This window comes from Corynebacterium ammoniagenes DSM 20306 (genome assembly GCF_001941425.1).
Lineage (GTDB): Bacteria > Actinomycetota > Actinomycetes > Mycobacteriales > Mycobacteriaceae > Corynebacterium > Corynebacterium ammoniagenes.
On sequence record NZ_CP009244.1, the window covers coordinates 1,064,909 to 1,077,953 of the forward strand.

A 13,045-nucleotide genomic window follows, 5' to 3' on the forward strand; every position below is an offset into this window, starting at 1 on the left:
GCGGAGGTTAGCTTCAAGGTGAAGCTTTCCAAAGAACGTTAGGCCCACACCTTAGGGCCAGAGCTACGAACACAACATAGTGAGTTCACTGTTTGATTGTAAACGGCAATTGCTGCTGTAAATGTTTTCGGGAACGCTCATGAAAATGTGTCGGAGTAGACGCGCAAGATGATTTGGAGTTTATTTCGTGGCACAGCACCGTCGTCAGAACGTTAAGACCGTTCGTCGTATCGCAGGCACCACCGCAATCGCGGCCGTAGCAACTCTTGCCGGCCCAGCAGCTGCTAACGCAGCAGAAGTAGTAGTTCCTAACACTGACTACTCCTTCAATGTAGAAGGTCTGGAGAATGTTCCAAACATCGACCAGATCCCGAACGTTGACCAGTACGTTCCTTCCTTGTCCGCACAGGAAACCACCTCTACCACTAACTACTCGGCAGAGGCACCTGCTCAGCCAGCAACTAGCAGCACCGGTCAGCAGGTGGTTGACGCTGTCTACTCCAAGATTGGTTCCCCATACGGCTGGGGCGCAGCTGGTCCAAGCACCTTCGACTGCTCCGGTCTGACCTCTTGGGCATACGCTCAGGCTGGTAAGGAAATCCCACGTACTTCCCAGGCTCAGGCTTCCGGTGGTACCCCAGTGGCTATCTCCGACCTGCAGCCAGGTGACATCGTTGCTTACTACGGCGGCGCATCCCACGTTGGCATCTACGTCGGCAACGGCACTATCGTGGACTCCCTGAACTCTGGCTCCACTGTTTCCGAGCGTCCGCTCGACTACATGCCAATTCACTCCGCAGTTCGCTTCTAATAGCTAAAGCTGCGCGTGACTTAAAGCCTTCTACCAACTCCGGTGTATTCCGGAAGCGGTGGGAGGCTTTTTCGTTGTCTTATACTTAATTCCTGCTAAGTCGTCGATGAATTTCCCAGCCAAAATCCAGTACTTTACTAGCTTTGTCGCGAATGTATAGACTTCTAGTCGCTGTGGAAATGTTAGTTGTTTTTGCAGGTGATGTTCGTAATTGTGGTGTCTATCAAAGTTGTAACTTAAAGCTGGATTAATCGAAGCTTCGTCATTATAGTTACTTGAGTATTAAAAGCTCTGCAGTCAGAAAGTCTTACCGTGCCACTAGTGTTTGGTTCCTCCCGTGGTCGCTTCGCGGCCACTGTTTCGGCGTTTACCCTTTGTGCAGCGCTAGGTGCGCACACGATTGCCATGCCCTCTGCCGAGGCACAAGAAGTCGACAACGTCCAGACGGAGGATGTCTCCGGTCTTATTGAACAAGTCGGCCAGGTCGCGCGAGAAGTCTCTGCCAAAAATGAAGAGGTCAAGGCCTTAGAAGATGAACTGGCCGCGCAAGAACAAGAGCTGGTAGACCTCGAAGCCGTGGCACAGCAGGCCTCCCAAGCTGCCGGGGATGCAGAAGAAATGCTGAAGGCTCAGCAAATCAACGTCGATAGCATCGCGCAGTCGCGCTACCGCGGGGACACCTTGGATCCTTTCATTGCCACTCTTAACTCCGGGGATCCAACCAGCGCTGTTGAGCGCTTGGGGTACTTGGGAGCCATTTCTCGTGATGCCAAGCGTTCTTTAGATTCGATCGCGGATATCTCGAATGCGGCGCAGGAATCACGCGCGCAGGCGGCTGATGCTGTCGCAGAGGCCGAAAAGATTAAGGCAGATCTGGAAAAGAAGCGTGATGCCGTTGTGGCAGACCGTGATGATCTGAAGAAGCGCCAGCAGGAGATTGAAGAGCGGGTGGATTCTTTAAGCCCGGAATTGCGCGAGGCTTGGGAGAATCAAAATAGCCCGCTGGGCAAGGTGGATCTAGCAGAGCTCGGAGCCAATGCATCAGGTGCAGTAGCCGCAGCGCTATCCAAGCAGGGCTCTCCTTATGACTGGGGTGCAGCTGGCCCCGACTCTTTTGATTGCTCCGGTTTGATGTACTGGGCCTACCAGCAGCACGGTAAGACCATTCCGCGCACCTCCCAGGCACAGATCGCCGGTGGCCAGTCGGTATCCGTTGATGAACTGCAGCCAGGTGATCTCGTGGGCTACTTCCCAGGTGTCACCCACGTCGGAATGTACATCGGTAACGGCCAGATTGTTCATGCGTCGACGTACGGCGTTCCAGTTCAGGTCGTCCCTGTGGACTCCATGCCTATTTCCGGTGCCTCGCGCTACTAACGCGCGCGGTAGTCTACTAATATGCCGCGTACGCTTCTTGTCACCAATGATTTCCCGCCCACAATTGGCGGGATTCAGTCATACCTTCGGGATTTCCTAGGGTGTTTGGATCCCAACGACGTCGTGGTATTCGCGTCGACGCAAGATGCCACGGCGGCACGGGAATTCGATAGTAAGGCCGCGTATACGGTCTTGCGGTGGCCGCGTAAAGTCATGCTTCCTACCGCGGCAACCAGTCGGCGGATGCAGGAGCTTATTCGCGCCCACAACATCGACACTGTCTGGTTTGGAGCAGCGGCACCCCTGGCGTTGATGGGCAAGGCTGCCAAGCAGGCAGGTGCGAAAAAAGTGGTGGCCACCACTCACGGTCATGAAGTGGGGTGGTCCATGCTGCCCGGTGCGCGCCAGGCTTTGCGGTTGATCGGCAATTACGCTGATTGCATCACCTACATCTCGCAGTACACGCTGCAGCGCTTTCACAAAGCTTTTGGTCCACACCCACGCTGGGTGCATATGCCCTCGGCGGTTTCGGTTGGCTCATTTCAGGCAGCAGCAGAAAATAAGAGTCAGGCAAAAGAGCACTTTGGGCTTGTCGATGCCCCCTCGGCTCCCGTTATCCTCTGCGTTTCCCGGTTGGTTCCGCGCAAAGGCCAGGACCAGCTTTTACGCGCCATGCCGATTGTCCGAGGACAAGTACCAGACGCTCAGCTTTTGATTATCGGGCGCGGGCGGTATCGCTCGACCTTAGAAGTACTGGCGAAGATGTACGCACCAGACGCGATCATCCAGGAAGCCAAAGATGATGCGGAATTATCACTAGCTTTTGCGGCCGGAGATGTCTTCGCCATGCCGGTGCGCACGCGCGGTGGTGGGCTTGACGTGGAAGGTTTGGGCATTGTCTATCTGGAAGCCCAAGCGGCGCAGTTGCCGGTTATTGCCGGTAATTCCGGCGGTGCGCCAGAGACCATCACCGCGGAAACGGGCGTTGTTATTGATGGCAATAATGTCCAAGAGATTGCAGACGCGCTGGTCACCATGCTTTCCAACCCGCAGCAGTCGGCTGCGATGGGGCAGGCTGGGCGAGAACACGTCGAAGAAAATTGGACCTGGGACGTAATGGGCAAGCAGCTGCGGATAGCCCTAAACCCTGATATCTAACCCGCATGATGGGGTTTCGATTATCTCAAACGTTCACTGACGTATATCCTATTATCCATGAATAATGCTTCCCAGCAGCTTGCGATTGGTTTTGATATCGGGGGCACCAATGTCCGCGCCGGCGTCGTCGACGCTGCCGGACAGGTCATCGATACCAGGACCGTGCCCACCGCACACAATGCAGCTGATCTGGAAGATAGCATTGAGAAATTGGTGCTGGAGCTGCGCAAAGAGCACAAGGTATCCAGCGTGGGCCTAGCGGTGGCGGGTTTTATTGATCCCACCTGCACCATCGTGCGCTTTGCCCCGCACCTGCCGTGGCGCAATGCGACGGTGCGCCAAAACATCGAAGATCGCATCGGCATGCCCGTGCGCTTAGAACACGACGCCAATTCTGCCGCGTGGGGCGAAGCACGCTTCGGTGCGGGTCAAAAGGCTCGGGACTGGGTCTTCTTTGCAGTCGGAACCGGCATCGGTGCCACGTTGATGAGCGGCGGCGAGATCTACCGCGGCGCATTCGGTATTGCGCCTGAGTTTGGCCACCTTACGGTCGTACCAGATGGTCGGCCGTGTTCGTGTGGCAAAAACGGCTGCTTGGAGCGTTATGCGTCGGGTACTGCACTTCCGGACACCGCGGCGCAATTGCGTGGTCAGTATGAAACGGTGCTGCCAGAAGTAGCAACCAGCGAGGAAATCGTCGCTGCTGCTCGCGCAGGAGACGAGCTGGGCGTTGCCGTCATGCAAGATTTCGGCCAATGGCTTGGTAAAGGACTGGCCATGGTCTGCGATGTTATGGACCCAGAACTGATCGTCTTGGGCGGGGGAGTGTCCCGGGAATCCGATCTATTTTTGGATCTCGCACGCCAAACCATGCGTGAAAGTATTGTTGGTGCTGGTTACCGCGATGTAGCTGATGTAAAAGTTGCTGTTTTAGGATCTCAAGCGGGCATGATTGGCGCGGCTGATTTGGCGCGCGCGGGTGCTTGCGTATCCTAAATAGACAACGTATTTCGCAGTTACACAGTAAACAATTAGGCATTAGCAAGAAAAGGACAACGAACCATGGCTATGAAGAACCGATGGTACTGGGCTTTTAAGCACATCCTTTTCGGCCCCGCGCTGCGAATTTGGAACCGTCCCTGGATTGAAGGGGTAGACAATATCCCGGAATCCGGGCCAGCGATTCTAGCGTCCAGCCACCAGTCAGTCATGGATTCGTTTTACTTTCCTTTGCTGTGCCCACGGCAGATTAAATTTATTGCCAAGTCGGAGTACTTCAATAGCCCAGGGCTAGTGGGACGTCTACAGAAGTGGTTTTTCACCTCGGTAGGCCAGGTGCCTATTGACCGCAGTGCGAAGTCTTCTGCTGCAGGAATGCTCAATTCTGCGCGACAAATCTTAAATGAAGGCGATCTGTTCGGTATCTATCCTGAAGGCACTCGCTCTCCCGATGGCCGCATCTATCGCGGACGCACCGGGATGGCACGGGTAGCAATGGATTCTGGTGCTGATGTTGTTCCCATCGCCATGTTTAACTCACGCAAAGCCAATCCGATTGGCACCTGGATTCCACGCCCCGTACGGGTAGGAACTCGCGTGGGTAAACCCATCAACCCCCACCAGTGGGCACACGAGCAAGGACTCGATGTCGCGGACCATGAAACCGCGCGCAAGTTTACTGACTTTTTCATGTTGAGGCTTGCTGAACTGGCAGAACAACCGTACGTTGATGTCTACGCATCCGAGGTCAAAGAATCGTTGAAACAAGGCCTCGGTTATCCGAAGGGTGCTGAACCAAACAAGTGAGTGCACAAAAGCGTCTAGTGTGGCCGGACGTTGCCAAGGGTATATCCATCCTTGGCGTCGTCTTGCTGCATATTGGCATTGGTGTCCCAGAAGGAGAATCCACCTGGCTCTACCAAATCAACACGTGGCTGGATCCGCTACGCATGCCATTGTTTTTCGTGGTCTCTGGATATTTCTCCACGAAGATTCTTCAGTACACGCTGCGTGATGTGTTGATCAAGCGCGTGTGGTTCTTTCTCGTCCCATACCTGCTCTGGGTCAGCTTCGAGCTGTGGACGAAAAACCTTGAGTGGCAATGGGTCTTTGGCAATGAGCCATTGACTTGGCGGGAGTTGGGACTCAACCTACTTCTGGGCCACAACATGGGTTGGTTCTTGCATGCCCTGATCTTGTTCAACTTGGCTTTGGTGGCAGTGCGCAAGCTGCACCCAGCGCTAGCGATGCTGATTAGCTTCGCTCCAGTCTTGCTGCTGCCTTTAAACGAGCATTTCTACTTCGTCGGCAAGGCCGTGATGTACCTGCCCCTGTTTTTCATGGGCGTATATCTCCGTCAGGCTATTACGACCTTCGTGGCTGCGGTTTGCCGCCTCAACGTGGCAGCACTTTCTTTTGCCGTTATCACTTATGCGGTGGGGTATTTCTCCCGCGGCTGGTGGAACCAATTCACCGGTGAAGTTGCACTACCGTGGTATCTGCCGGGCATGGATTACATGGGGCATGAAGAGGTCTTGTTGATGGTGCGGTTTGTGGAGCAAACCTTCCAGCTGCCAATGGCCTTGGTCCTTGCTGTTGGCATCGCGTATGTCCCATATGTGTCGAATTTCTTCGCGTTTATCGGGCGCAATACCTTGCCGATTTATCTTGGGCACCCGATTGCGTTGACCGTGGGCTATCACTACATCCAAATCGTGGGCAAGTGGGAAATTTCCATGGATGGCGAAACCTTGCTGCAAAGCACCTGGTTCTGGACCATCGTGTGCATGGGACTTTCTGCCGCTGGCGGGCTTATGCTGTGGTCGGTTTCCAAGTTGCCGGTTATCGGTTGGACGGTCTACCCACCGAGCCTGCCGCAGATCCAACAGATGCTTATGCGCGCCCCAGTGCTTCGACCCACATCTGGCAAGGACTAAGCTGTACTATCGTGCGCTATTTCTACGACACTGAATTTATCGAAGACGGCCGAACCATCGAGCTCGTCTCCATCGGCATTGTCGCAGAAGATGGCCGAGAATATTACGCGGTCTCCACCGACTTTGACCCGGCCAAGGCAAATGCCTGGGTCCGGGAGAATGTGCTGGATAAACTGCCCAGCCCGCGTGATGCGGTCTGGAAATCCAAAGATACGATCCGCGCGGAAGTGCTGGATTTTCTCAGCAAAGATAAGACCCCTATTCAACTGTGGGCATGGGTTGGTGCCTACGACCACGTGGTTCTCGCGCAGCTATGGGGAGATATGGCGAGTCTTCCACGCAGCATTCCTCGCTACACCCGAGAGCTGCGCCAGTATTGGGAATTTGCCGGACGCCCACAGCTGCCCGCCATCCCCGATAGTAACCATGACGCTTTAGTTGATGCCCGGCACAACTTGGCGAAGTTTAAAACCTGTGCGGAAGTGCTACCGCTGACATCGGGCAACCGCGCCATCAAATAATTCCACCTGGTGGGATCGGCCCCGATTGGGCCTCAACGCGCTAGGGGATGTTCTATTTAGTGTCTATCCATGATTAAATACTAGTTGTGAGCTGGACAGTAGATATCCCTAAAGAAGTACTCCCTGACCTTCCGCCGTTGCCAGAAGGCATCGAAGAGAAGTTTCAGGATGCCGTCAAGCGAGACGCTAAGCAGCAACCCAATTGGGATCAGGCCCAAGCTGATAACGTTCGCAAGATCTTGGAATCGGTTCCACCCATCGTGGTGGCGCCGGAAGTAGAAGAGCTAAAAAGCAAGCTTGCCGATGTAGCTAATGGCAAAGCCTTCCTATTGCAGGGAGGTGACTGCGCGGAGACTTTTGAGTCCAATACCGAGCCGCACATCCGTGGCAATATCAAGACCCTGCTGCAAATGGCAGTGGTGTTGACTTACGGCGCATCGACCCCAGTGGTGAAGCTTGCGCGCATTGCTGGGCAGTATGCCAAGCCGCGTTCTTCTGATTTTGATGGCAATGGTTTGCTCAACTACCGCGGTGACATCGTCAACGGCGTAGAGCCCACCGAGGAAGCACGCCGCCATGATCCGGCACGCATGATTCGTGCGTATGCGAACTCTTCTGCCGCTATGAACCTGGTGCGCGCGTTGACGAGCTCGGGCACCGCAGACCTTTACAGCCTGCACGAGTGGAATCGTGAGTTCGTGCAGACCTCCCGTGCTGGCGCGCGCTACGAAGCGCTAGCGCGTGAGATTGAAAATGGCTTGAATTTCATGACTGCTTGCGGTGTATCTGATGAAACGCTGCGCGCAGCAACCATTTACTGCTCCCATGAAGCACTGCTCAAGGACTATGAGCGCTCCATGCTGCGTTTGGCGCAGGATAGCCGTGGCGAGACCAATCTTTATGATCTATCTGCACACCAGGTGTGGGTTGGAGAGCGTACCCGCGGGATGGAAGACTTCCACGTCAACTTCGCGGCCTTGATCGGCAACCCGGTTGGTCTGAAGATTGGCCCGGGCGTAACCCCAGACGAAGCTGTAGCTTATGCGGAAAAACTGGATCCGGACCGCGAGCCAGGTCGCTTGACGATGGTCACGCGTATGGGCCACGACCGCATCCGCACAGTGCTTCCGGATATTGTGCGCGCGGTGGAAAACTCGGGCCACAAGGTGGTCTGGCAATCTGACCCGATGCACGGCAATACTTTTACCTCCTCGAATGGCTACAAGACCCGTCACTTCGACAAGGTCTTGGATGAAGTACAAGGCTTCTTCGAGGTCCACCGTGAGCTGGGTACCCACCCAGGCGGTATCCACCTTGAATTTACTGGTGCGGATGTTACCGAGTGCCTCGGCGGCGCTGATGACATCACCGATATCGACCTGCCAGGACGCTACGAGTCTGCGTGTGACCCACGCCTGAACACTCGCCAGTCTTTGGAGCTGTCTTTCTTGGTCGCAGAGATGCTGCGCAACCAAAACCGCTAAGCGCGAACGTTAAAGCGACCGATAGACGCGGACGCTAGACAAAAGGAGGACCACGCAATTGCGTGGTCCTCCTTTACATTGTGCTTTAGCGGATAAAGAGGGGAGTGCCGCCGTAGTATCCTGAGCCAAACCACCAACCTGCTAGCCCAACTCCGGCGACGATGATGCCGATGACCACCAGCCACACGATAAACGCTACCGGCGAGCGATTTGTCAGCGGCTTTATGCTCGGTTCACTTTCTGCAGTCGCGGGTGCCTGCGCCGGCTGTTGTTGTTGAGATGCTGGAACGCTCGCCTGCTGTGGCGTTAGGCGTGTTTCCGGATAGTGGTTGCGTGTCTGGCCCAAACCAGCCGCGCCTACCCCTGCAGCGCCCGCTCCAGCAGCACCCGCTCCGGCTCCAGCAGCGCCCGCAGCTCCTGCAATGCCAGGTGGAGGTGGCATGCCCGGGATATTGCCGTCAAGGCCGCGCGGAGGATCCTGAACGGGAGGAGCAGCGTGCTCCGGGCCGTCGTAGCGCGTTTCAAAGCTCAACGGCTCGCGATGCGGCGCGCTCTGCGGTTCTGGGTATGGATCGCCCTGAGGGGGCTGAGCGGTCGTGGCTTCCTCGGCGATGTCGTCGCCAAAGACTGCGGTCGCAGACTCTGAGGTGTCAATAAAGCCGGTGGGTTCAAAGACATTGCCGGAGTCGATGCCACGCATATTCGTGGGCTCTGCTGCGGTGCGCGCGGCTGCGGAATTGTGCGGAATCGGCACCAGGTAGGAGGGCAGATTGAGTTCCTCGGCGACATCGTCAAGCGCTGCGAGAAACTCCCGTGCATCGGCAAAGCGCTCTGCGACGTCGGAGGAGGTGGCGGTGGCGACGATGGCATCGACAAGCGGAGGCACCCCAGCAATCCTGGAAGACGGGCTGGGTACGGCATTATCTAGCCTGCTCATGGCGTGCCCCAATGGTGTATCACCGGAGAAGGGGACCGTGCCGGTGAGCAGTTCAAATAAGACAATGCCTGCGGAATAAACGTCCGAAGCGGGCGTAATGCTGGCTCCCGTGACCTGCTCCGGGGAGAGATACGATACGGTGCCGACAATCTGATTAGACGTGACCGTCTGCGAGCTGGTAGCACGCACCAGTCCAAAGTCTGCGAGTTTCACCGTGTGGTCGCCATTGACGAGGACGTTATCTGGCTTAATATCGCGGTGAACTAAGCCTTTATCGTGCACGGCCATAAGACCGGTGAGCACAGAGCGCATCACCGCTAAAGCCGCATGCGGAGGCATGGGACCGCGCTCGGCGGTGAGCTCACGCAAGGTACCACCGGTAATTAACTCCATGATGAGATAGACCGGATCGCCCTCGGCGGAGAAGTCATAGACATTGACCAGGTTGGGGTGGGTCAACTGCGCCATGGCGCGGGCTTCGCGCCGGAAGCGGTGAATGAAGACGGCGTCCTGGCTGTATTGCTCGTGCATGACCTTCGCGGCGAGTGCGCGACCGAGGCGCAAATCGACGCAGCGATACACAGTGGACATGCCGCCGCGAGCAATCGGCCGGTCGATTCTATACCGGTGCTCAAGGACATCTCCGACTTCCAACTGTGTCATGGGATCTAGTATGTACGATAAATCAGCCAATTAGCCAACCAACGTGACCGCTGAAACAAGACAGTGATCTAAAGTAAAGGGCGTGATGGATGAAAATACGAACTTGGATACCTTGTTGAGCAAGGATGAACTTTTAACCCTGCCCGAAGTCGCTGATGAACTAGGCATCGCGGTCACCCGGGTGCATGACTTACTAAATGACAAGAAACTCATTGCGCACACCCGCGATGGCCAGCGGTATGTTCCCGCGTTGTTTATTAATGACAAAGGTGCGATCAATAAATTCGCATCCGGTGCCATTACCGTGTTAGCGGACGGCGGATTTAGCGACGAGGAAATCCTGGAATATCTTTTCACCGAAGATGATTCCTTGCCCGGCCGCCCGATTGACGGGCTGCAGGGACACCTTGCGCGCGAAGTTATTCGCCGCGCGCAGGCGATGGGCCTTTAGCTGGCATCCAGCGCTGGCTGGGCGGTATCGGAGGTGAACTGCGGCGTGGGCTTGGCATTGCGATCGAAGATCCAGTGTGCCGCCCACCACGACAGCAGGAGTGAGCCGAGAACCCACCACCAGGTATAAAGCTGGTGGTTGCCGTCGCCGGAAAAGGCCAAGGCGACAAAGACAGAGGCACCGGTAGCTAGCTGGATGAGCCAGCGTGGTGGTCGCGCGACGCCCAATAGCGAAATCACCGAGGCGAAATACCACGGCAAAGTCACGGAGTTGAACATAAACGCCACTTGATACGCCGCGGGAATGCCCAAGAAGGCCGCGCGACGATTCGCTCGAAACAGCCACCACATAAGGGCGAGTCCTAAGAGCATGAAGATGGTGGCCGCTGAACGCATGACATCCAGAATCTGGTTGTAGGTGATGTCTTCATTGAGCGTGGTGATAAGTGGGGCAAGCGTATCTGTTGCCACGGTGGGTCCAGCCAGGGGATTAATAACCTTCGAGTTGCCCGTGATTTCTGTCAGCCAACCTGAGGATGTGCCGGATGCCCACGTAATCGTGGCGACCACGACGACAGTTTCTACCACCGCGATGAGCCCGGATACAACAAAGGCGAGCCACTTATTGATGCGCTGGCCGTAGTGGTGCATCATCAACCACACCACGAAAGGTACGGCGATAAAGGCGGTGGCCTTCATCGAGACCGAGACCGCGATGAGCGCGAGACCTGCAATGTAGCGGTTGTGCAGGCACAGTAAAAGACCGAGTGAGACAAGCGCGACCATGGTGGATTCGTTGTGCATTCCGCCGATCAGGTGCAGAATCATCACCGGGTTGGCCACACCCAGCCACAGCGCCAGGGTGGGATCGGCGCCGAGCTTACGTGCAATGAGCGGAATCGACCACGCAATAGCAGCAAAGCTGAGAACCGAAATCAGCTTGTACACAAAGAGCCCGATGGTGACGTTATCGCCGACCAATCGGGTGACGCCTTCGCCTAACCACAGGTGCAAAGGGCCATAGGGGGTGGTGGTGTTGCGCCAGTCTTGGGAGACCTCGAGCAAAAACGGGCCGGGATTAACCGCTGGTCCTTCGGTATAAGGATCGAAGCCATCACGGACCATTGCACCTTGCATGAGGTAGGAATACACATCGCGTGAAGACAAGGGGGCTGCCAGAAGTAGTGGCAGAATCCACGCCCACATCGTCTTGCGCATCCTGGCAAAGGCCGTTTCGTCAACCACTGCTGGCGGAACTGACCCAGTAGCCAAGGCGAACTTTGGCGGGTTGGCAGATGCGGTGACATTGCCAGTATTGCGCCGCACGCTCGCAGCGACGATGAATTTGCCGGCAAGGATCCACGCGGCAATCAGCAAGAACATGCCCACCCAAAACAGCGTCATGCCGATATTTCTGCCGTGTCCGGCGGAGACAATACTAATGTTGAGGGCTTCGAGAATGCCGCCACGGTTGCGGGTAGCGCCACCAGCAAAAGACGCCAAGGTTAAAACGATGGTGCCCACCACGCCAATGGTTAAGGCGCTGGGCAATTTGATTGTCAGTGCTTGCTTCACCATGTGAAGTCCTTATTTTGCTCGTGCCGTGGATTGAATAGCTAAAGAACGCAGCAGTTCTGTCACTTCCGAATTCACCTGCGCAGCAGCGAGGTATTCCAGCCCGGACTGCGTAAGAGCATCAATGCGCTGTTCAATTTCTTCCGGTGCACCGGAGTCTTCAATCATCTGTGCCATCTTCGATAAAACGCTCGGATCATCAGTAGCGCCGAGATTGTCCCGCAAAAATTGTGCGGCTGAGGGGTCTTGTTCATCTGCGCGCTGTAAGGCAATTGCCATCAGCACGGTACGTTTGCCCTCGCGCAGGTCGTCACCGGCGGGCTTGCCGGTAACTTTCGGATCACCAAAGACTCCCAACTGATCATCGCGCAGCTGGAAGGCGATTCCGATATCACGGCCGTAGCCACGGAAGGCATCGATAAGCTTTTGCGGTGCACCTGCGATGGCTGCACCCAAATGCAACGGGCGTTCGATGGTGTAGGCCGCCGTTTTAAAGCGGTTGACCGAATCCGATAACTCCACTGATTCAATGGCTGCCGCTTCGAGCGAGACATCCAATAATTGCCCGCCAATGACCTCAGTGCGCATGGCCCGCCAAGGCTCGCGGGTGCGTTGGAGCGCAGCCTGGGAAAGCCCGGAATCCAAGAGCATGTCTTCAGCCCACACCAACGACATATCACCAATCAAGATGGCGGCGGAGCGACCGAACGCTTCCGGATCGCCTGTCCAGCCCAATTTACGGTGCTCGGCCTCGACTGCGCGGTGAACCGTTGGGTTGCCCCGGCGGGTATCGGAAGCGTCCACGATGTCATCGTGGATAAGCGCGCACGATTGAATAAACTCCAGCGATGATGCCGCGCGGAGCACGGCTTGTGGGTCTTCATCGCCCAATAGACCATCGGCGGCAACAAATCCTGCCCACACGTATAGAGGTCGAATGCGCTTTCCGCCGCCGAGGATAAAGCGCTCAAGGTGCTCAATCGCGTTGGTGACGGGCCGGCCAATTTGGGCGATCTGAGGTTCGCGTTCTTTCAAAAAGTCGGCGAGTTCAGCACGTACATGCTTAGGAACTTCGGCTATTGGAAGTTGGTGGAAAGCCTCAGAATTATTCATGGCTTTTAGCCTACCTTTAG

The 13,045-nt window shown here is 55.9% G+C and carries 12 protein-coding genes; 9 read left to right on the top strand and 3 right to left on the bottom strand.

Annotation, left to right across the window (positions count from 1 at the left end):
* The first annotated feature begins 187 nt into the window (after positions 1 to 187).
* From CAMM_RS04875 to CAMM_RS04910, 8 genes are all read left to right on the top strand, one after another.
* Positions 188 to 811, top strand: coding sequence for a C40 family peptidase (locus CAMM_RS04875; protein ID WP_003845193.1), 624 nt, complete (start codon positions 188 to 190; stop codon positions 809 to 811).
* Positions 812 to 1,123: 312 nt separating this feature from the next.
* Positions 1,124 to 2,188 carry a C40 family peptidase gene (locus CAMM_RS04880; RefSeq protein WP_147581042.1) on the top strand — a complete coding sequence of 355 codons (1,065 nt, stop codon included), beginning with the start codon at positions 1,124 to 1,126 and terminating at the stop codon, positions 2,186 to 2,188.
* A gap of 21 nt (positions 2,189 to 2,209) precedes the next feature.
* Positions 2,210 to 3,346, top strand: a complete 1,137-nt coding sequence (locus CAMM_RS04885) for a glycosyltransferase family 4 protein (protein ID WP_003845196.1) — start codon at positions 2,210 to 2,212, stop codon at positions 3,344 to 3,346.
* Positions 3,347 to 3,403: 57 nt separating this feature from the next.
* The gene (locus CAMM_RS04890; RefSeq protein ID WP_003845198.1) at positions 3,404 to 4,342 is read left to right on the top strand and encodes an ROK family protein; all 939 of its coding nucleotides are present in this window, start codon (positions 3,404 to 3,406) and stop codon (positions 4,340 to 4,342) included.
* A gap of 72 nt (positions 4,343 to 4,414) precedes the next feature.
* Complete coding sequence (locus CAMM_RS04895; RefSeq protein ID WP_040354436.1) at positions 4,415 to 5,152, top strand: lysophospholipid acyltransferase family protein; 738 nt, start codon at positions 4,415 to 4,417, stop codon at positions 5,150 to 5,152.
* Positions 5,149 to 6,282 carry an acyltransferase family protein gene (locus CAMM_RS04900; protein ID WP_003845203.1) on the top strand — a complete coding sequence of 378 codons (1,134 nt, stop codon included), beginning with the start codon at positions 5,149 to 5,151 and terminating at the stop codon, positions 6,280 to 6,282. Before CAMM_RS04895 ends, CAMM_RS04900 begins: the two co-directional genes overlap by 4 nt.
* Before the next feature lie 11 nt (positions 6,283 to 6,293).
* Positions 6,294 to 6,803, top strand: coding sequence for a polyadenylate-specific 3'-exoribonuclease AS (locus tag CAMM_RS04905; protein WP_003845205.1), 510 nt, complete (start codon positions 6,294 to 6,296; stop codon positions 6,801 to 6,803).
* A gap of 86 nt (positions 6,804 to 6,889) precedes the next feature.
* Positions 6,890 to 8,287, top strand: a complete 1,398-nt coding sequence (locus CAMM_RS04910; protein ID WP_003845206.1) for a class II 3-deoxy-7-phosphoheptulonate synthase — start codon at positions 6,890 to 6,892, stop codon at positions 8,285 to 8,287.
* An 85-nt stretch (positions 8,288 to 8,372) separates the two neighbouring features.
* Here the strand turns inward: CAMM_RS04910 and CAMM_RS04915 are convergent, their stop codons facing one another.
* Positions 8,373 to 9,887, bottom strand: a complete 1,515-nt coding sequence (locus tag CAMM_RS04915) for a protein kinase domain-containing protein (RefSeq protein WP_003845207.1) — start codon at positions 9,885 to 9,887, stop codon at positions 8,373 to 8,375.
* A gap of 85 nt (positions 9,888 to 9,972) precedes the next feature.
* Here CAMM_RS04915 and CAMM_RS04920 point away from each other — a divergent pair, with 85 nt between their 5' ends.
* Entirely contained in the window at positions 9,973 to 10,338 is a 366-nt protein-coding gene (locus CAMM_RS04920; RefSeq protein WP_003845208.1) for an Rv2175c family DNA-binding protein, read from the top strand.
* On the opposite strand, the gene CAMM_RS04925 is transcribed toward CAMM_RS04920, so the two are convergent.
* Together CAMM_RS04925 and CAMM_RS04930 are read right to left on the bottom strand one after the other, a co-directional pair.
* On the bottom strand, positions 10,335 to 11,915 hold the full coding sequence (locus CAMM_RS04925) for an alpha-(1->6)-mannopyranosyltransferase A (protein WP_003845209.1): 1,581 nt from the start codon (positions 11,913 to 11,915) through the stop codon (positions 10,335 to 10,337). The two genes, CAMM_RS04920 and CAMM_RS04925, sit on opposite strands and share 4 nt — an antisense overlap.
* 9 nt (positions 11,916 to 11,924) lie before the next feature.
* Complete coding sequence (locus tag CAMM_RS04930; protein ID WP_003845210.1) at positions 11,925 to 13,025, bottom strand: polyprenyl synthetase family protein; 1,101 nt, start codon at positions 13,023 to 13,025, stop codon at positions 11,925 to 11,927.
* Between the last annotated feature and the right edge of the window lie 20 nt (positions 13,026 to 13,045).